General features: G+C 45.3%; 17 protein-coding genes. All 17 read left to right on the forward strand.

Translation table 11 applies throughout. The features are described from left to right. Positions 1 to 287: 287 nt before the first annotated feature. The 17 genes from tnpC (at position 288) to galE (ending at position 21,041) form a co-directional block, all read left to right on the forward strand. The gene (gene tnpC / locus DMI82_RS06390; RefSeq protein WP_110102857.1) at positions 288 to 1,907 is read left to right on the forward strand and encodes an IS66 family transposase; all 1,620 of its coding nucleotides are present in this window, start codon (positions 288 to 290) and stop codon (positions 1,905 to 1,907) included. 437 nt (positions 1,908 to 2,344) lie between these two features. Beyond that, positions 2,345 to 2,722, forward strand: a complete 378-nt coding sequence (locus DMI82_RS06395) for a helix-turn-helix domain-containing protein (protein WP_015527351.1) — start codon at positions 2,345 to 2,347, stop codon at positions 2,720 to 2,722. After that, positions 2,722 to 3,540, forward strand: coding sequence for an ImmA/IrrE family metallo-endopeptidase (locus DMI82_RS06400; protein WP_021652250.1), 819 nt, complete (start codon positions 2,722 to 2,724; stop codon positions 3,538 to 3,540). Before DMI82_RS06395 ends, DMI82_RS06400 begins: the two co-directional genes overlap by 1 nt. A 16-nt stretch (positions 3,541 to 3,556) precedes the next feature. Continuing rightward, positions 3,557 to 4,360: a hypothetical protein gene (locus DMI82_RS06405; RefSeq protein ID WP_021652251.1), complete on the forward strand. Its 804-nt coding sequence runs from the start codon at positions 3,557 to 3,559 to the stop codon at positions 4,358 to 4,360. Between the two features lie 397 nt (positions 4,361 to 4,757). Continuing rightward, on the forward strand, positions 4,758 to 6,314 hold the full coding sequence (gene cls, locus DMI82_RS06410) for a cardiolipin synthase (RefSeq protein ID WP_110102919.1): 1,557 nt from the start codon (positions 4,758 to 4,760) through the stop codon (positions 6,312 to 6,314). Positions 6,315 to 6,331: 17 nt separating this feature from the next. Continuing rightward, a complete protein-coding gene (gene bsh / locus DMI82_RS06415) occupies positions 6,332 to 7,321 on the forward strand; it encodes a choloylglycine hydrolase (protein WP_110102858.1) in 990 nt (329 codons plus the stop codon). 223 nt (positions 7,322 to 7,544) lie between these two features. Further along, positions 7,545 to 9,101, forward strand: coding sequence for an ABC-F family ATP-binding cassette domain-containing protein (locus tag DMI82_RS06420; RefSeq protein WP_021652255.1), 1,557 nt, complete (start codon positions 7,545 to 7,547; stop codon positions 9,099 to 9,101). Between the two features lie 121 nt (positions 9,102 to 9,222). Then, complete coding sequence (locus tag DMI82_RS06425; RefSeq protein ID WP_110102859.1) at positions 9,223 to 10,092, forward strand: patatin-like phospholipase family protein; 870 nt, start codon at positions 9,223 to 9,225, stop codon at positions 10,090 to 10,092. Between the two features lie 84 nt (positions 10,093 to 10,176). Further along, positions 10,177 to 13,191 carry a translation factor GTPase family protein gene (locus DMI82_RS06430; protein ID WP_110102860.1) on the forward strand — a complete coding sequence of 1,005 codons (3,015 nt, stop codon included), beginning with the start codon at positions 10,177 to 10,179 and terminating at the stop codon, positions 13,189 to 13,191. Between the two features lie 216 nt (positions 13,192 to 13,407). After that, positions 13,408 to 13,941, forward strand: coding sequence for a CarD family transcriptional regulator (locus DMI82_RS06435; RefSeq protein ID WP_110102861.1), 534 nt, complete (start codon positions 13,408 to 13,410; stop codon positions 13,939 to 13,941). Then, positions 13,938 to 14,081 (forward strand): hypothetical protein, encoded by a 144-nt coding sequence (locus DMI82_RS19725; RefSeq protein WP_158526432.1) that lies wholly within the window; start codon positions 13,938 to 13,940, stop codon positions 14,079 to 14,081. The genes DMI82_RS06435 and DMI82_RS19725 overlap by 4 nt, the downstream gene beginning before the upstream one ends. Next, a complete protein-coding gene (greA, locus tag DMI82_RS06440; protein ID WP_015527340.1) occupies positions 14,078 to 14,578 on the forward strand; it encodes a transcription elongation factor GreA in 501 nt (166 codons plus the stop codon). Before DMI82_RS19725 ends, greA begins: the two co-directional genes overlap by 4 nt. 285 nt (positions 14,579 to 14,863) lie before the next feature. Beyond that, positions 14,864 to 16,684 (forward strand): Na/Pi cotransporter family protein, encoded by a 1,821-nt coding sequence (locus DMI82_RS06445; RefSeq protein WP_110102862.1) that lies wholly within the window; start codon positions 14,864 to 14,866, stop codon positions 16,682 to 16,684. A 154-nt stretch (positions 16,685 to 16,838) separates the two neighbouring features. Then, positions 16,839 to 17,513, forward strand: coding sequence for a winged helix-turn-helix domain-containing protein (locus DMI82_RS06450; RefSeq protein ID WP_044961949.1), 675 nt, complete (start codon positions 16,839 to 16,841; stop codon positions 17,511 to 17,513). Next, positions 17,510 to 18,865 (forward strand): sensor histidine kinase, encoded by a 1,356-nt coding sequence (locus DMI82_RS06455; RefSeq protein WP_110102863.1) that lies wholly within the window; start codon positions 17,510 to 17,512, stop codon positions 18,863 to 18,865. The genes DMI82_RS06450 and DMI82_RS06455 overlap by 4 nt, the downstream gene beginning before the upstream one ends. 143 nt (positions 18,866 to 19,008) lie before the next feature. Then, entirely contained in the window at positions 19,009 to 19,932 is a 924-nt protein-coding gene (locus DMI82_RS06460) for a sugar phosphate nucleotidyltransferase (RefSeq protein WP_110102864.1), read from the forward strand. A 92-nt stretch (positions 19,933 to 20,024) separates the two neighbouring features. Next, positions 20,025 to 21,041, forward strand: coding sequence for a UDP-glucose 4-epimerase GalE (gene galE, locus DMI82_RS06465; RefSeq protein WP_015527335.1), 1,017 nt, complete (start codon positions 20,025 to 20,027; stop codon positions 21,039 to 21,041). Positions 21,042 to 21,129 lie beyond the last annotated feature (88 nt).

Genomic DNA, 21,129 nt, shown 5'->3' on the forward strand with positions numbered 1-21,129 from the left:
TGTGCAAAACAGAGAAAATAAAAAAACATCTTCCAATCATCATAAGTCCCGAAAAAGAGTTATCCACTTTTCATAATTCCGCTGCCTTCATTTATTCAGGAGTACTTTCAGGCCCCTTTGCAGGGCTTGTGGATAAGTACTCTGAAAAGCCCGAAAAACTAATAGTTTTTTGAGTTTTTCATAGTATTCATCTATTAGTAAAAATGACGAATACCCTGTCTGCCTGATTCGCTTTTTCTTTATCTTTGCGTTACAATAGGAACATCAGGTAAAGGAGAACGGCATCCATGGCAAAAGTATATACAGAAGAAGAACTGAATAATTTCAGCAGGGAAACACTTATGGCAGTCATCCTGTCCATGCAGGATCAGATTCACCAGCTGAATACAAACATGGAGCGCCTGATCGAGCAGATCGCTGACGCAAACAATAAGCGTTACGGCCGTTCTTCCGAAAAACTGGAAACGATCTCCGGACAGCTGGAACTGGAGCTTATATTTAATGAGGCTGAAGCACTTACGGAAACACTGTATGTAGTTGAGCCTGTTGAGGAAGATGTGATACAGCCGCGTCGTAAAAATAAAGGAAAACGGGAGGCAGCTCTAAAAGATCTTCCGATTGAAGTGATCGTCCATACCCTGTCAGAAGAAAAACTCCAGGATGTCTTTGGCACAGATGGATGGAAACAGCTTCCAGACGAGATATATAAAAGGGTACGTGTGCAGCCGGCAGTCTATACTGTTGAAGAACATCATGTGGCAGTCTACGCTGGTAAGGACAACCAGACAATCATAAAAGCGGACCGTCCGAAGAATCTGCTCCGTAACAGCCTGCTCACTCCGTCACTTGCGGCAAGCATCATGAATGCCAAGTACGTAAACGGGCTTCCTCTTTACAGGATCAGCCAGGAATTCCTGCGGAATGACATCCATATCTCCAGACAGGTCATGGTAAACTGGATGATCCAGTGTGCGGACAGGTATCTGGGAATCCTTTATGACCGGCTCCATAAGGAGATGTATCAGTTTCATGTACTTCAGGCTGATGAGACTCCAGTCATGGTCACTAAGGATGGACGGCCGGTAAACAGTAAAAGTTACATGTGGATCTATCGGACCGGAAAGAGTTATGCGGATACTCCGATCATCCTGTATGAATACCAGCGAACCCGAAAAGCGGACCATCCGGAAGAATTCCTGAAGGATTTTAAAGGGATCGTAGTATGCGACGGTTACTCTGCATACAGGAAGCTGGACAGGGAAAATCCAGACATCGTCTTTGCCGGCTGCTGGTCACATGCAAGGCGCAGGTTTGCGGAGGCATTGAAAGCCCTGCCGAAAGCAGCACAGAAAAATGCGAAAGAGACTGTAGCTTACGAAGCAGTCAGCCGGATCGCAGCAATCTATCATCTGGACAACCAGATGGAGGGACAGCCTGCAAAAGTCAGAAAGATGTACCGTCAGGCCAATATCAGACCTCTTGTAGAGGCCTTCTTTGCATGGGCAAAAGAGATCCAGATTAAAAATCAGCTTTCCAGAGGAAAGACTCTGGATGGGATCAACTACTGTATCAATCAGGAAGTTTCTCTGAAAGCCTTTCTGGAAGACGGTGATATTCCTATGGATAACAATGCGACAGAAAGTGCTCTGCGTAGCTTTTGTCTCCATAAGCATACATGGAAGCTGATCGACAGTCTGGATGGCGCAAATGCCAGTGCTATTATCTACAGCATCACAGAAACGGCAAAAGCTAACAATCTGAATCCTTTTCGGTATCTTGAACATGTCCTGACTGTATTGAAGGACCACCAGGATGACAGGGAATATAGTTTTATAAATGATATCCTGCCATGGTCTGAAAAACTTCCAGCAATATGCCGGAGCAAAACAAAAGCAACTAATATTTAAAACCTTGCCGCCGGAAACGGCGGCTTAAAGTTAGAGCAGTACGGATAGTTTACCGTATACGAAAGAAAGGTCAAGGGGTGTAGAAACAAGCATTTTGTCGACCTGCAACAATTACAAGCCTCGTTGGAAAAGCAATGGGGTGTTTTTTAACCGGTTTTTTGGTGGATTCGTTTTGAGAGCAACTTTGAAATCAAATTTTGTTGCTTCGGCAATGAGCTGTTCTATCATAGAAATCTCTCTGTTGAGGTTGTAGAAGGTCTTTTGAATGAGGAAAATACAGGTTTATAGCGTTAGTGTAAACCACTCTTCTGAAGGTTAGCGATGACTTGTAACTAAAATAGCGACAAAATAAATTAAAAACTAAGATCAGTCTCTAAATAATTGATATTCTATGTGAAAGAGCGTATAATATAAGTACAAGAACAGGAGGCGATTATATGCTGGATGTAAATATGATAATTGCAAACAACATTCAGGCTGAACTGAAAAAAGAAAACAAAAAGCAGGTTGATCTGGCAGAAGGAATTGGAGTCTCCAAACAGACAATGAGCAAAATTATGAATGGTGCAAGAGCAATCAATGCGATTGAACTTCATAAGATTTCTGAATATCTGCATGTGTCGATGGATTCTCTGATGAAGATGCCAGAAAAGCCGATGGATACGAATGTGATTCATGCGTTTATGGGGCGTGTTAAAACAGAAGAAGCAAGAAAGGGAATCCGGCTTGCGGATGAACTGTCCGACATGATTCTGTTCCACACTAGGGCATGCGAGAATGGCAAAAAGATGGAGCAGCTCTGGGAGGATAAGTGATGAACAATGTTCTGAAAGATAGCCTTTTTGTAAGCCAAAACAGGAAATTTGATGAAATTCAATCTGTTGTCAGGCAGTTTTCGGCAGAGTATGTCGGTAATTCTATTATCAAAGATAATATTTTTGCTGTTATACAGAACTATGCAAGAAAGAAAGAAATTGCACTGGAACTGCTTCGTTTTCCAATTCATGATGATGAATTATGGGCATTGACTTTTTTGAAGCAGGATACGATTTTTGTGTGCGTAAATACGGCACTTCCACTATGTAAGCAGTTTTTCGCTGCGTCGCATGAATTGTACCATATCTACTGTTATGTAGAAAATGCAGACCAGAGCTATATAAAAAATGGTTCTATGCTGGATTCGGCAACAGGTGATGAAACAGGAAGAACACAGGAGGACTTGGAAGCTAATGCCTTCGCAGGTCTGCTTTTGATGCCGGATCAACTTCTCCATGAGCAAATTCTACTGTATGGAATTGATAAAGATTTGGTTTCGGTAGATTCCGTTTTGATACTTATGGATATGTTTGCTATGCCCTACAAGGCAGTTGTACTGCGCTTGTTTGAAAGTGGAAACATATCCCACCAGCAGGCTGAAAAGCTGCTGGAGATAAGTTCTGCGAATGTAATGAAAAGGGCATCACTGATAGGTAAGGCAAAGCGCTGGCAGCTTGATGGCAGGGGAACAGAATCTTTTGGCACACTCCTTGAGAAAGTTGAGTATAACAGACAGCATGAGTATCTGACAGAATCCAGAGAAAATGACGATGTGGCTTACATTACTCAACTGAAAAAAGAGTACGGTTTGGATTGAGGGGTGTCAAAGCGAAGTGAAAAAATATGCACTGCTAGATACCGATTTCATTTCCAAAACGCACTCTGTTCAAGATGGCGGCGATAATCATTTGATTGACCGGGTCATGGAATTGCCGGAATATGTGTTCTTTTGTCATGCGCAAATCGTAACAGAACTTAATCGGTATAATGCTGATGCGCCAATCTGGTTGAGCGAAAAGATTGGCGCGCAAAAGATAAAAAGCTACACAGATCAAGAAATTCTTGAAAGCCTGTCACATGTACGAGGGCCGCTGGCGTGTGCGACTTATACACAGATGTTAAAATTGGCCTGTGATGTTTTTTCTAAAGATTACTTTTCGGAACATTATCGAGCATTGGAAGATGCTGATTACACGGCGATATCGAGAGAGGATTATTTGAAAGAGCTTGAACGACTCGATATCGAAGTGGGCAAGAAAAATAATCTTGGAGAAATCAAGTCTTTTGTGCTGTTGCAGGTCTTGTCGGTGATGCTTGGGGAGCAGATTTATGTGTTCTGCTCCGATGACCGAAATGCTCGGAATGGCGCTACAAATTTTGAAGATGTTCGATGTATTAGTCTGGTATCGGTATTCTCGCGTTTGAAGGAGGAAGCAAACTGGACGTTTGAAGATGCTGAGCCGTATATTGAATCGCTCATTGCATTTTATCAAGATCATCACCAAACTACTTTCCGAGTAATGGAAGCGTCTGAGGTTAGAAGATTGCAACGGATACCATGCAGACAGGTGTTGCAGGAAATCTTTAACGGAAAATTTATTGAATTGAAAAATGGTATGTTGCGGTACAAGCGGTAAGTGAAAACAGGTTAAAGAATACCAACAATCACATGTCTAGTTGGGAAACCAGCGGAGAAAGTTATTGCAATGATAGAAGCAAAGAGTTCAGTAAAAACAGAAACATCTTAAAAAGTATACAGAGTATATTGCGAAGAAAAATCGCATATGATATAATGCTCGCAGGCAAAAAAGAATTAAAGTGTCTATAACAGAAAAAGCAAAAGCCCTCGAAGTTGCAGCTTCCAGGGCTTTCTTCGTATTTCATTTTTTATTACAGTGGATAAGTAACCACCAGGTAAGAGCTGCGCTGTTTGCAGTACAAAAGATAATTGTTGAGTTTACTACGAAACAGGAATATTCAGTTAGGCTTACGCACAACAGAAAATTTCCATTCAATGCAGAAAGGGGCGGTTTTATGAGGCAGGATACACTGGAGGGCAGAGCAAAAACGAAAAACGGTGTCATTCGATTATGCTTTTCAGTGCTTTGTATTTTATTGGAAGCAGCTTTTATCATTATCGTGATCACAAGGCTGAATGAATATGCGGAGATCGTTAATCTGCTGACTAGAGTCTTTGCAGGAATTCTGGTTCTGGCACTATATGCATCCGATCAGACCTCTTCCATGAAAATGCCGTGGATCATTCTGATACTTGTGTTTCCGATCATGGGAGTAGCGCTGTATCTGTTGATCGGATTAAATGGCGGAACCCGTAAAATGCGAGAACGATATGCGGATATCGACAGAAAGCTTCTGCCGCTTCTGCCGGACAATCGGGAAAAACTGGAAAATATCAAAAACAAAATCCCCAAAGCAGGAAATATCAGTGAGTATATTTGGAAAAATGCAGGTTATCCCGTATACCAGAACACGGATATTGTTTATTATGATGAGGCGGTAAAGGGATTAGAAGCACAGTTATCAGCACTGTCAAAGGCTGAAAAGTTTATTTTTATGGAATACCATGCGATAGAGGATGCAGAGGCCTGGAAAAAGATCCAGAAAGTGCTGGAGGAGCGTGTACAGGCAGGCGTGGAAGTGCGAGTATTTTATGATGATATGGGCTCTATTGGCTTTATTAATACGGATTTTGTAAAAAAGATGGAGCGGGTCGGAATCCACTGCCGGGTATTTAATCCGTTTATGCCGGGTCTGAATGTATTTCTGAACAACCGTGATCATCGAAAAATAACCGTGATCGATGGAAAAGCAGCTTTCACAGGCGGCTATAATCTGGCAAATGAATATTTTAATTACACCAATCCCTACGGACAATGGAAGGATACCGGGATCCGTCTTGAAGGCGATGCAGTTCAGTCGCTTACAGCAACATTCCTTGAAATGTGGAATGCAGCCAATGACAGGAATAATAATGAGGATTTCAGCAAATATTTTATAAGATCAGAATATAAGGCAGCTCAGAACGGATTTGTACAGCCTTATGCAGATAGTCCAATGGATGGTGAACAGGTAGGAGAGGAAGTTTATATCAGCATGGTCAACAAAGCTGAAAAATACTGCTGGTTTATAACGCCATATCTGATCATTACGGATGAAATGACACATGCGCTGTGTCTTGCTGCAAAGAGGGGAGTTGATGTCAGGATCATTACACCGGGAATCCCGGATAAAAAAATGATTTACAGTGTTACACGTTCCTTTTATCATGGACTGGTTAAAAATGGAGTGCGGATCTATGAGTGGACACCTGGCTTCTGTCACGCCAAGATGAGCGTGGCAGATGACTGTATGGCAACCTGCGGAACCATAAATCTGGATTACAGAAGCCTTTATCATCATTTTGAAAACGGATGCTTTATGGCAGACAGTCCGGCTGTGTTATCCATAAGAAATGACCTGGAAAAAACAATGAAGGAATGTCGGGAAGTAACAGAACAATACCGGACAGGACGCAGTGCATATCTTCGTCTGGGACAGCTTTTCATGAGATTGTTTGCAGGATTATTGTAAGGAAGAGGTGTAAATCTATGTGTACAGCAGCAACGTATCAGACAAAGGATTTTTATATGGGAAGAACTCTTGACTATGAGTTTTCCTATGGGGAAGAGGTGACCATAACCCCAAGAAATTATGAGTTCGATTTCCGATATGCAGGAAAAGCAAAAACACATTATGCTTTCATAGGAATGGCGTTTGTAGCAGGAGATTATCCGCTTTATTATGATGCGGCTAATGAAAAGGGACTGGGTATGGCAGGACTTAACTTTGTGGGGAATGCGGCATATGCAGATGAAGCGACAGAGGCAGATAAGGATCTTGTCCAGGTGGCGCAATATGAATTTATTCCATGGATCCTTACCCAGTGTGCTTCGGTGGCTGAAGCAAGGAGGATGCTTTCCAATATGAAGCTTATGGGAACACCCTTCAGTGAACAGCTTCCAACCGCACAGCTTCACTGGATGATCGCAGACAAGGAGGAATGCATCGTTGTAGAATCCATGAAAGACGGAATGCACATCTATGACGATCCTGTTGGCGTACTTACAAATAATCCTCCATTCCCCGGTCAGATGTTTGCGCTTAACAATTATGCGGGTGTATCCAGAAAGCAGCCGGAAAGTACATTTGCAGGAGTGCTCGAGCTGGATCCATACAGCAGAGGAATGGGCGGAATGGGAATTCCGGGAGATCTTTCAAGCCAGTCAAGATTTGTAAAGGTTGCATTTACAAAATTAAACGCAATATCCGGAGATGGGGAAAACGAAAGTGTCAGCCAGTTTTTCCATATTTTAGGCTCTGTTGATCAGCAGCGGGGATGCTGTGAGGTATCAGAGGGCGCATATGAGATCACGATCTATACTTCATGCTGCAACACGACAAAGGGAATCTATTATTATACCACATATGATAATCACCAGATAACCGCAGTAGATATGTATGCGGAAAACCTTGATTCAGACAAGCTGATCCGTTATCCGATCATATTAAACGGTGAGATCCGATGGCATAATAAATAAGAACAGGATTTTTACAGAAGATAATGAAGTAGGAAGATGGAAAATTATTTAATAGTATTCAGCTGCTTAACCGGTAATACAAAAAAGCTGCCAGTTAGCCGATCGTAGTGTATACAGAGATTTGACTTTACAGCAGAGAAAAATATCAAGTATAATACTATAGCATTATTAAAAATCCCTTCCGGGAAAACAGAAAAACCACAATGATAAAGGAATATAACAAATGAGTATTTTAAATGTAGAACACCTGACCCACGGGTTTGGAGACAGAGCGATTTTCGAAGATGTATCTTTCCGGCTTCTTAAGGGAGAACACATCGGACTTGTAGGCGCTAATGGCGAAGGAAAGTCCACATTTATGAGTATTGTGACCGGAAAACTGATGCCGGATGAGGGCAAGGTAGAGTGGGCAAAAAATGTCCACGCAGGCTATCTGGATCAGCATGCAGTTCTGGAAAAGGGGATGACCATCGGCCAGGTGCTGAAATCCGCTTTTGATCCTCTTCTCAAAAAAGAAGAACGGATGAACGAGATCTGCGACAAGCTGGGAACTGCAGATCCTGACGAGATGGATGGTCTGATGGAAGAGCTTGGAACGATCCAGGACGAACTGACACTTCACGATTTTTATGCGATCGATGCCAAAGTGGAGGAGGTTGCCAGAGCTCTGGGCCTTCTGGATCTTGGGCTTGACCGTGATGTTACGGATCTAAGCGGCGGACAGAGAACCAAGGTACTTCTTGCGAAGCTTCTTCTCGAGAAGCCAGATATCCTGCTTCTGGATGAGCCTACCAACTATCTGGATGAGGAGCATATTGCATGGCTGAAAAGATATCTTCTGGATTATGAGAATGCCTTTATCCTTATTTCCCACGATATTCCCTTCCTGAATTCTGTAGTTAACATTATCTATCATATGGAAAATCAGGAACTGAACCGTTATGTAGGAGATTACGATCATTTCCAGGAGGTCTATGCGGTCAAGAAGGCACAGCTGGAGGCTGCTTACCGCAAACAGCAGCAGGAGATCAGTGAGCTGAAGGATTTCGTAGCAAGGAATAAGGCCCGTGTTTCCACAAGAAACATGGCTATGTCCCGCCAGAAAAAGCTGGACAAGATGGATGTGATCGAGCTGGCAGCAGAGAAGCCGAAGCCGGAGTTCAAATTCCGTTATGGACGAACACCAGGAAAGATGCTTTTTGAGACCCATGATCTTGTGATCGGTTATGATGAGCCGCTTTCCAAGCCACTGAATTTTACGATGGAGCGGGGACAGAAGATCGCACTGGTGGGAACCAATGGAATAGGAAAAACAACACTTCTTCGAAGCCTTCTCGGACTGATCAAGCCTCTTTCCGGAAGTGTGGAGCAGGGCGAGAACCTTGAGATCGGATATTTTGAGCAGGAAGTTAAAGGTGAGAATCGAACTACCTGTATCGAAGAGCTCTGGCAGGAATTTCCGTCATTTTCCCAGTATGAAGTGCGTTCCGCACTGGCAAAATGCGGGCTGACGACCAAGCATATTGAGAGCCAGGTACGAGTTTTAAGCGGTGGTGAGCAGGCAAAAGTGCGTCTTTGCAAGCTGGTGAACCGTGACACCAATATTCTTCTTCTGGACGAGCCTACCAATCATCTGGATGTAGATGCAAAAGACGAGCTGAAAAAAGCTCTCCGGGAATACCGCGGAAGTATCCTTCTCATCTGCCATGAACCGGAATTTTATCAGGATGTGGTAAATGAAGTCTGGGATATGAGCAAGTGGACAACCAAGATATTCTGATAATGGATATAGATATATGGCAGAAAAGACCGATATAATTCAAAAAGTACAATAAATGGGACATAAAGATGACAGCATAAGGGCAGCAGAGTCTGCCAGACAGAATACAGAGGACAAATAAATGGAAGAAACACAATTGAAAAAATTCAGTATCGTTATGGAGGGCGGCGGTATGCGAGGCTTGTATACAGCCGGCGTGATCGATGTTCTGATGGAAAATGAGATTTATGCAGACAGTGCGGTGGGCGTATCGGCTGGAGCTGTTTTTGGATGCAATTATAAGTCCAGGCAGATCGGAAGAGTTCTTCGCTATAACAAAAAGTACTGCAAGGATAAAAGACTTGCAAGCATCCGGAACTGGATCACCACAGGAGATGTATACAGCCGGGAATTCGGATATTATGAACTGCCCTGGAAGCTGGATATTTTTGACCGTCAGACCTACGCAGAAAATCCCATGAAATTTACAGTGGTGTGTACGGACCTGGATACAGGAAAACCGGTGTATCATGAATGTCCCAACGGAGATGTGGAGGATATTGAATGGATGCGTGCGTCTGCATCGATCCCGGTAGCCTCCCGACCGGTGAAGCTTGAGGGAAAGAGACTTCTGGATGGTGGTGTGTCTGATCCGATCCCGGTTAAATGGATGCTTTCCCGGGGATACGAAAAAAACGTAGTGGTGCTTACCAGAGATGTGAAGTACCGAAAAAAAGCAAACCCGAAGATGCAGCTTTTTCTGAAAGCAGTATTACATAAATATCCGGCTTTTCTGAAGGATCTGGAGGAACGGCATATTCATTATAATGAAACACTGGAGGAACTGTCTGCTCTGGAAAAAGAGGGTCGCATTCATATCATCCGTCCGAGCAGTCCCATCCAGGCGGCGATGATCGAGCGTGATGAGAGCAATCTGGAGCGGATTTACCAGACAGGAAGAGCAGATATGAAAAAGGATCTGGAGAAGCTGAAAGCCTACCTGGATTCCTGAATCACAGACCGAAACAAAATTCGACTTATACCCCTTTCTATGTTATGATATTGAATATCATTACAACAGAAAGGGGTATTTTCAATGGGAGAAAAACCTCAGAATATAAAACACAGACATATAAGCCTGGGCGTGCTTGCCCATGTGGATGCAGGAAAGACGACATTATCGGAAGGCCTGCTTTTTAAATGCGGAAGGATCCGGAAGATCGGAAGAGTCGATCACAAGGATGCGTATCTGGATACCTATGAGCTTGAGAGGGAGAGAGGAATCACCATTTTTTCAAAGCAGGCAGTTTTTTCCATGGGGGATATGGAAGTGACACTTCTGGATACACCGGGGCATGTGGATTTTTCTGCTGAGATGGAGCGTACCCTGCAGGTGCTGGATTATGCGATCCTGGTGATCAATGGCGCAGATGGTGTGCAAGGGCATACACAGACATTGTGGAGACTGCTGACACAGTATAAGATCCCAACATTTCTTTTCGTAAATAAAATGGACCAGGAAGGAACAGACAGGGAAAGACTTCTTGAGGAGCTGAAGAAGAAATTAAGCGGATGCTGTGTGGATTTTAGTGGAGAACTGGAATGCTCCGGTGCAGAAGCAGCAGGGAAAAAGGAGAATCCTGTGGATAACTCCGGGAAATCTCCGTCAGCTGAAGGAATGCAGCTGAAAGACAACGCCAGCGAAGCAGAAAAAGAGAATATATCCGGAACGCAGGGCGCTTCTGATAAAATAAATGGAACGGATGATTTTCTGGAAAATATCGCCATGTGTGAGGAGAAACTTCTGGAAAGCTTCCTGGAAACAGGAACGATCGCAAAAAAGGACGTGGCAGAGCTGATCCTGGAGCGAAAGCTTTTTCCATGCTTTTTTGGATCTGCCCTGAAGATGGAAGGCGTAGATGCTTTTATCCATGGAATGGAGACCTACATGGCAGTACCGTCCTATCCCGCAGAATTCGGAGCCAGGATCTTTAAGATCGCCAGAGATGAGCAGGGAAACCGCCTCACTTATATGAAGATCACCGGCGGCAGCCTGAAGGTTAAGGAGACGCTGACTAATGCAGGAAGAAATGGTATTCCGGCAGAGGAGATCTGGGAGGAAAAGGCAGATCAGATCCGTATCTATTCCGGTGCAAAATTTGAAATGCTCAAAGAGGCAGAGGCAGGAACCGTCTGTGCAGTTACAGGTCTTACCGAAACATATCCGGGAGAGGGACTTGGCATTGAGGCGGATTCTGCCATGCCGGTGCTGGAACCGGTACTGAATTATCAGATCATCCTTCCGGAGGGCTGTGACGCCCACAGGATGCTGAAAAGTCTGAAGGAGCTGGAGGAGGAAGAACCGCAGCTTCATATCATGTGGGATGAGCAGCTGGGAGAGATCCACGCCATGCTGATGGGCGAGGTACAGATCGAGATCCTGAAGCATCTGATCTGGGAGCGCTTTCATGTGGCAGTAGAATTTGGGACCGGTAATATCGTATACAAAGAAACCATTGCCGCACCGGTGGAAGGCGTGGGACATTTTGAACCGCTTCGTCATTATGCAGAGGTGCATCTTCTTCTGGAACCGGGAGAGAGAGGAAGCGGACTGCAGTTTTTTACTGCGGCAAATGAAGATCAGCTGGATCGGAACTGGCAGCGGCTGATCCTGACACATCTGGAGGAAAAAGAGCATATGGGAGTCCTTACCGGATCACCCATCACCGATATGCAGATCACACTTCTCACCGGGCGGGCACATCAGAAGCATACGGAAGGTGGAGATTTCCGGCAGGCGACCTACCGTGCTGTGCGCCAGGGCCTCAAGAAAGCAGAGACAGTTCTTCTGGAACCCTATTACAGCTTCCGACTTGAGGTTCCGGCAGAAAATGTAGGACGTGCCATGACGGATATCCAGAGGATGCAGGGAACCTTTCAGGGGCCGGAAACCCAGGGAGAGCTGTCGGTGATCAAAGGAAGTGCGCCGGTGGCAAAAATGAGAGATTATCAGAGCCAGGTAGTTTCCTACACAAGAGGCAGAGGTCATCTGACCTGTACTCTGAATGGCTATGAACCCTGTCAGGATCAGGAGCAGATCGCAGAGGAGATCGGATATGATTCCGAGAGAGATCTTGAGAATCCTACAGGCTCTGTATTCTGTGCCCATGGAGCAGGCTTCGTGGTTCCCTGGTATGAGGTAGAAGAATATATGCATTTGGAAGGAGCTCAGCTTCCGGACAGTAATGATGCCTATGAGGATTCCGACAACAGCTTTGCAGGAGTGCGTTCAGTTCAGGGAACAGCCAAAAACAGTCCGGATCACAGAACAGCCAATGCCGGCCGTGGAAAATATACCTCCATGTATGGAAGCTACGAAGAGGAAAAAGAACTGAAGGCAATCTTTGAGAAAACCTTTGGTCCGGTGAGCTCAAAGAGATACAGCAGTAACAGCCGAAGCTTCGGAAATCCGGAAAGCGGAAGCAGCTTTTCCGGGAAGGGAGGCAAAGGTGCAGCAGATTCCGGCCTTCCGGCAAAATCCGGTCACGGCGCCTGGAGAAACAGCAGTCCGGCCATCCACAGAGAGGACTATCTGCTGGTGGACGGCTGCAATATCATATTTGCCTGGGAGGATTTAAGAGATCTGGCACAGGCAGACTTTCATGCGGCACAGTCCCGGTTAATGGACATACTAAGTGATTATCAGGGGATCAAGGGCTGCATCCTGATCCTGGTATTTGATGCCTACCGTGTGGAGGGCCATCCGGAGGAAACCTTCCAGTATCATAACATTCATGTTGTCTATACAAAAGAAGCGGAAACGGCAGATCAGTATATTGAACGCACTGTCCATAAAATCGGACGGAAGCATAACGTGACAGTTGCCACATCAGACGGACTGGAGCAGATCATCATTATGGGACAGGGAGCTGCCAGGATCTCAGCGCGCGGATTCAAAGATGAGATCGCTTCCGCAAAACAGCAGATGAGAGAAGAATGGCAGGAGCGCAGGGACAACAGCAAAACCTATCTCTTTGACAGTATGACACCGGAACTGAAATCTCATATGGAAGACATCCGTCTGGGAAGAAAGAAAAAAGAAGAATTATAACAAAAAATATATGCCCTCATTGTGGGCATATTTCACAAAAATAAAAAAAATTTTTGAATTCTTTTGCAAATAAATGGGAAAAGTAGTAAAATAAGGATAGAATCCTCAGTGAGAAGCTCCTTGTCTGGATATATAACCTGGCAGGGAGCTTTCATTAGAGCACAATAAGCGCCAGGATAACAAAAGAAAAGTAAAAAAATGAAAGGAAGTGGAAAAATGTTTGAAACAGGCGAATATGTTGTGTATGGTCGTACCGGCATCTGCCAGGTAACAGGAGTTACCACAATGAGGGTGGATGGTTCCTCCGGCGAGAAGCTTTATTATGTACTGAGGCCCGGAGGAGAAACAGATGGGAAGATATTTACACCGGTGGAAGGTGGAAAGCAGGTGCTTCGCGGAATCATTACGAGGGAAGAAGCGGAGAGGCTTATCGATGAGATCCCATCCATTGAGACACTGAGTATTGAGAATGAGAAATTCCGGGAGGATAGCTACAAGAAATGCATCCGTACCTGTGAATGCAGAGATCTTCTTCGGATCATCAAGACGATCTACGTCAGAAAACAGGCCAGATTATCTCATGGCAAAAAAACAACCGCTACAGACGAGCGGTATCTGAAGCTTGCAGAGGATCATCTCTATTCTGAATTTTCCATGTTACTGGATATCCCCAAAGAACATATGGCAGATTATATTGAACAGCGAGTACACCAGCAGGAGGAAGCCGAAGAACAGGTATGCGCTGTTTGACAAAGCAGAGCGTATCTGCTATGGTATTTCCGGTAACCTTCCAGAAATCCTGTATCTGTGACAGAAGCTTCACAGGAAGTGGAGAACAGATCCAGGATCAGTCTGAATGTTATAAAGAAAAGGAGATGCCAGAGAAATGAGAGAACAGCTTACCCGCAAGGATGTTGAAAAAATAGAGCAGGAGATCGAACACCGTAAACTGGTAGTACGTAAGGAAGCCATTGAGGCGGTCAAGGAGGCACGTGCCCAGGGAGACTTAAGTGAGAACTTTGAGTATTATGCAGCCAAGAAGCATAAGAATCAGAACGAGAGCCGCATCCGTTATCTGGAGAGGATGCTGAAGACGGCATCCATTGTATCCGATGCTTCCAGATCTGACGAAGTGGGAATGGACGATATCGTGGAAGTTCTTTTTGAAGAAGATAATGAGGTGGAGAAGTACAAGCTGGTTACTTCCATCCGCGGAAATTCCATGGAAAACCGTATCAGTATTGAATCGCCTATCGGCAAGGCACTGCGCGGTCATCGTGTAGGAGACCGGGTGGAAGTAAAGGTCAATGATGATTATAGCTATTACCTTGTAATAAAATCCATCGACAAGACCGGATCTGAGGATGAGGAGATCCGCGGATTCTGATCACAGATCGCAGGGCAGCTCTGCTCATGAGCATGCAGCTCAGCGGAATGAGAATATCCGCAGCACAAAACACATCATAAGGATAAAAATCACTGTACGATATATAGGACAGAGAGATCCTGACGGGAAATCGGTTTCCCGTAACAGGATCCTCTGTTTTATTTTTTTACACAGATTTTACATTCCAGTGGGGAAAATTTTACAATAGGCCGCTATTATGAAAATCGTTGAAATGAGAAAAAAGGAAATCAAACATATCAAAAAGAGAAAGTGAAGGAGAGTATTATGGACTTTTTCAGCGTACTGGCATTGCTTGGCGGCCTTGCTATTTTCCTTTATGGAATGAACTTAATGGGAGACGGGCTTGCGAAGGTTGCAGGCGGAAAGCTTGAGCGGATCCTGGAGACACTTACCTCCAATCCCATCAGAGCCGTTCTTCTTGGAATGGGTGTGACTGCAGTGATCCAGTCATCCTCGGCAACTACCGTTATGGTTGTTGGTTTTGTAAACTCGGGAATCATGAAGCTGTCCCAGGTTGTGGGGATCATCATGGGTGCCAATATCGGTACTACCGTAACCTCATGGATCTTAAGTCTTACAGGTATCCAGAGTGATAACTTTATTATCCGGCTTTTTAAGCCGACGTCATTTTCACCGATACTGGCACTGATCGGCGTGGTTCTGATCATGTTTACAAAAAGCCAGAAGAAAAAGGACGTGGGAGCGATCTTTGTAGGCTTTGCGATCCTGATGTATGGAATGAATGCCATGAGCGGAGCTGTGGAACCTCTTGCAGAGGTACCGGAGTTTACTGGAATGCTGGTGAAATTCTCCAATCCGATCCTTGGAGTTGTGGCCGGAGCAGTGCTGACAGCGATCATCCAGTCGTCCTCCGCATCGGTTGGTATCCTCCAGGCACTGTGCCTTACCGGAATGGTACCGTTCAGTGCAGCACTTCCTATTATCATGGGACAGAATATCGGTACCTGTATCACTGCGATCCTTTCAGCCATCGGAGCCAGCAAAAACGCAAAACGTGCGGCTATGGTCCATCTGTATTTCAATCTGATCGGAACCATGCTGTTCATGGCAGTATTTTATGCGATAAATGCAGCAGTACATTTTTCATTTATGGCACAGGCAGCGACTCCGGCCGGGATCGCGATCCTGCACAGTGCCTTCAATATCACGGCAACTCTTGTCCTTCTTCCGTTTGGAAAGGCTCTGGAGAAGCTTGCCTGTCTTACTATTCGCGACAGGAAGGAAGAGGAGGAGAAGGTGGCAGCAGATCCGGATTTCATGATCCTGGAAAGCCGTTTTCTGGAGAAACCTGCATTTGCAGTTGAGCAGAGCAGGAATGCAGCGAAAAAAATGGCAGAGGATTCTCACAGAACTCTGTTTACCGCCCTGGACCTTCTGAAGAATTTCAGCGCAGAAGGAAAGACTCTGGTGGAAGAAGCAGAGAAAAAGGTAGACCGTTATGAGGATGAACTTGGAACCTATCTTGTAAAACTGAACCAGAAGGATCTTTCCGTTCATGACAGTCACAGTGTTTCCATCATGCTCCACTGTATCGGTGATTTCGAGAGGATTTCCGATCACGGTGTGAACATCATGGAATCCGCACAGGAGCTTTATAAAAAAGGCCTGAAGTTTTCGGATAAGGCGCTGGAAGAGTTACGTGTCATGGAGCATGCGGTGGAAGACATTGTAGATATTGCTTACAAAGTTTACGAAAATCAGGATGTGCAGCTTGCGAGAGAGATTGAGCCACTGGAGGAAGTGATCGATGAACTCAGCAAGGAACTGAAGTACCGGCATATCCAGAGACTTCGCGCCGGAGAATGTACCATTGAAATGGGATTCATCCTGTCCGATGTGACTACCAGCCTGGAGCGTGTGGCAGATCACTGTTCCAATATCGGTGTTTGTGTGACACAGGTTCATGAAGATGCTTTTGATACACATCAGCACCTGAAGCAGATCAAACATGGGCCGGACGAAACCTTCTACCGTGCGCTGGAGGTGATCCGGAATCAGTATCAGCTTCCGGAAATAAAGGATGAGCAGGCGGCAGCCCAGATGGCAGCGGCAGGCAGCCAATAAAAAGATATCGAAATGCTATGCCCTGGTTATCTGTATCAGCAGACGGCCAGGGCTTGTGCAGTAAAAAGAAAGCAGTTATACTGAAGGCATGGAACAAAAAAGACCAGACGATTATGAAGTGCCAACGGCAAAAAACGAACAGAGAGGATATAGAATGATCTACTGTGTGGAAGATGAGAGAAATATCAGAGAGCTTCTTGTCTATACCCTGGAGACAACAGGCTTTGAGGCAGAAGGTTTTGAAACCGGGGCAGAACTTGACACAGCCATGAAAAAAAATATGCCGGAACTGATCCTGCTGGATATCATGCTCCCGGGTGAAGATGGGTATAATATTTTGAAACGACTGAAAAGTGACACCAGGACCCGGGATATCCCGGTGATCATGGTCACAGCCAAAGAAGCGGAGTTTGACAAGGTAAAAGGTCTGGAGGGCGGCGCAGATGATTACATCACCAAGCCCTTCGGGATGATGGAATTTGTAGCCAGGGTCAAAGCGGTCCTTCGGCGCTGCGCAAGGCAGAGCGAAGAGAGGGAACTGCACTGTAAGGGTCTTCGTGTCAATGTGTCCCGTCACGAAGTCAGCTATCAGGGTGAGGTGAAGGAGCTGACCAGAAAGGAATTCGAGCTTCTGGAATATCTTATGGAGAACAAAGGACTGGTCATGTCCAGAAACCAGATCCTGTGCCATGTGTGGGGCTATGATTTTGACGGAGAAACAAGGACTGTAGATGTTCATGTACGGACTCTCCGACAAAAGCTGGGGGAAGCCGGAAATCTGATCGAGACAGTGCGTGGCGTGGGATACCGGATCGGAGATCATGTATGAAAAAGAAAATTCTGCATCATACAAGCATTATGATCATTTTTGCTGTTCTTGTCACGTTTCTGGCAGCAAGTGTGATCACCTACAATAAATTAAACACATACATGCAGCGTGGAGTCCGTGAGGAAGCGCAGTATATCTGCCTTGCCATGGATGAGTATGGAGATTCCTTTCTCACAAAAAAGCTTCGGACAGTATCATCAAGTCGTGTGACTCTCATCCGTAAAGACGGAACCGTTCTCTACGATTCTGAGACCTCTCCGAAAAAACTGGCAAATCACAGTGATCGTCCGGAATTTATACAGGCAGAAAAAAATGGAAAAAGCGAAAGCATCCGTTATTCAGAAACCTTTGCAAAAAAGACCTTTTATTATGCGGTGAAGCTGGATGACGGAAACGTGCTCCGTGTAGGAAAAACCGTAGACTCCATATATTCCACATGGATCTCAAGTCTTGCTGTGCTGGGACTTCTGATGCTCCTGGTACTGATCCTGGAGTTTGTTTTTGCACAGAGACAGACCAGAGAGCTGATCCGTCCGGTCAACGAGCTGGATCTGGAGCATCCGCTGAACAATGTGTGCTATGAGGAACTGCGTCCCCTTCTTGTGCGGGTGGATGAACAGAACCGACAGATCCGGCAGCAGGTAAAAGAACTGAAGGAGGCAGAGGAGATCCGGAAGGAATTCTCTGCAAATGTTTCCCATGAGCTGAAGACCCCGCTGATGTCCATTTCCGGTTATGCGGAGCTTATGATGAACGGCATGGTTCCGGCAGATCATATACAGGAATTTTCCGGAAGGATCTACCATGAATCAATAAGACTTTCCAATCTGGTAGCGGATATCATCCAGCTTTCCAGACTGGATGAAAGCAACAGTGAGGTTCCTTTTGAAGAGGTGGATCTTTATGAGCTTGCGGAAGACGTAAGAAATAATCTCAGACATCCTGCCGGAAAGAAAAATATTTCCCTTGAGCTTGCCGGAAGTGCAGAGAAGATCCAGGGCGTCCGCCATGTACTCTATGAGATGCTTTTTAATATTGCAGACAATGCAGTTCGCTATACAGAACAGAATGGTCATGTACGGATCATGGTAGGCAACCGGAAAGGGCATCCGTTCTACTGTGTGGCAGATGACGGGATCGGAATCCCGAAAAGTGAACAGGGAAGGATCTTTGAGCGCTTTTACCGGGTAGACAAAAGCCATTCCAGACAGACCGGCGGAACAGGTCTGGGGCTTTCCATTGTGAAGCATGGAGCAACGCTTCATCATGCACAGATCAATGTGGAAAGTGAACAGGGAGTTGGAACCAGGATGGAGATCGTTTTCCCGGAGAATACTTCTGACCGAAAATAAACTGAAAATAATCAGTAGGATTTCACGGTGAAGTGTAGTATAATAAAAAAAGGTTCAAAGGCCGGTCGGATGAGAATCTGACCGGCTTAAACTATGTATGGGAAAAAATCCCTGTATTTCTAAAAATCAGGAGGAACAAAATTATGAAAGAGCCGGTTCTGGTAGTAATGGCAGCAGGAATGGGAAGCCGCTACGGCGGACTGAAACAGATCGATCCTGTAGATCAGGAAGGTCATATCATCATGGATTTTTCCATTTATGATGCCGTACGTGCAGGCTTTAAGAAAGTGATATTCATCATAAAAAAAGAGAATGAACAGGATTTCCGCGATGCCATCGGCGACCGCTTAAGTGACAAGGTGGAGATCGTTTATGTGCATCAGGATCTCAACAACATCCCGGAAGGCTTCCAGGTTCCGGAAGGCCGTGTGAAGCCATGGGGAACCGGACATGCGGTATTAAGCTGTGCCGGAGAGATCGACGGACCGTTTGTAGTGATCAATGCAGATGATTATTATGGAACCCATGCCTTTAAGATGGCGTATGATTTCCTGATCCAGGCCCAGGAGGACACCGTACCTGCCCAGTATATGATGGTAGGCTACCGTCTTGAGAATACCCTGACAGACAACGGCTACGTTTCCAGAGGTGTCTGTGAGACAGATGAAAATGGATATCTTGCAGATATCAATGAGCGAACACACATTGAGAAACGTGACGGCGGAGCCGCCTACACAGAGGACGATGGAAAAACCTGGACAAGTCTCCCGGGAGAGACTCCGGTGTCCATGAACATGTGGGGATTCACCGGCGGATTTATGAAAGAGCTGGTAAAACGTTTCCCGGTATTCCTTGAAAAGAGCATTCCGAAAAATCCTCTGAAATGCGAATATTTCCTTCCGTTTGTAGTTGACGAGCTCCTCCAGGAAAAAAAGGCAGCAGTCAGGGTCCTTACCACACAGGATAAATGGTACGGAGTGACCTATAAAGAGGACAAACCGGTAGTGGTAGCTGCGATCCAGAATCTGAAGGATCAGGGACTTTATCCGCAGGGACTCTGGGATTAGGTAGTAAACCTGGTTTTCTGCTATTGTGGAAACAAAGGAACAGTGCTAAAATAAACAGGAACAGTTAGATCCAATAGAGGAGGAGAAAAACTATGGCAATTTTAGTAACAGGTGGAGCAGGATACATTGGAAGTCATACCGTTGTAGAGCTGCAGAGCGCAGGATATGATGTTGTAGTAGTTGACAATTTATGCAATTCCAGTGAGAAGGCTCTGGACAGAGTATCCAAGATCACAGGCAAACCGGTGAAATTCTATAAAGCAGATATCCTGGACCGCGAAGCATTAAATGAAGTTTTTGACAAAGAAGAGATCGACTCCTGTATTCATTTTGCAGGACTGAAAGCAGTTGGTGAATCTGTTGCCAAGCCGTGGGAGTATTATGAGAACAATATCGCAGGAACCCTTACTCTTGTAGACGTGATGAGAAAACATAATGTTAAAAATATTATTTTCTCTTCCTCAGCAACCGTATACGGAGATCCGGCAATGATCCCGATCACCGAGGAGTGCCCGAAGGGACAGTGTACCAACCCATATGGCTGGACCAAATCCATGCTGGAGCAGATCCTTACAGACATCCAGAAGGCAGACCCGGAGTGGAACGTAGTTCTTCTTCGTTACTTCAACCCGATCGGTGCTCATAAGAGCGGAACCATCGGTGAGAATCCAAATGGTATCCCGAACAACCTGATGCCATATATCACACAGGTAGCAGTAGGCAAGCTGAAAGAGCTTGGCGTATTCGGAAACGATTACGATACACCGGATGGAACAGGTGTCCGTGACTACATCCACGTAGTAGACCTTGCCAAGGGCCATGTAAAAGCCCTTAAGAAGCTGGAAGACAATTCCGGATTAAGCATCTACAACCTTGGAACCGGAAAAGGCTACAGTGTTCTTGATATTGTTAAGAACTTTGAGGCAGCTACCGGCGTTAAGATCCCATATGTGATCAAACCACGCCGCCCAGGCGACATCGCAACCTGCTACTCCGATGCAACCAAAGCTGAGAAAGAGCTTGGCTGGAAGGCAGAGAACGGAATCCGCGAGATGTGTGCAGACTCCTGGAGATGGCAGAGCCAGAACCCTAATGGATATGAGGCTTAAGGAACAGAAAGCTTAATTACATAAAAACATAAAAGCGATATAAAACACGGCAGACAGCCCCGAAGGGGTGTCTGCCGTGTTGCTTTTT

The organism is Blautia sp. BCRC 81119, assembly GCF_003184505.1.
GTDB classification, from domain to species: Bacteria; Bacillota; Clostridia; order Lachnospirales; family Lachnospiraceae; genus Blautia_A; species Blautia_A fusiformis.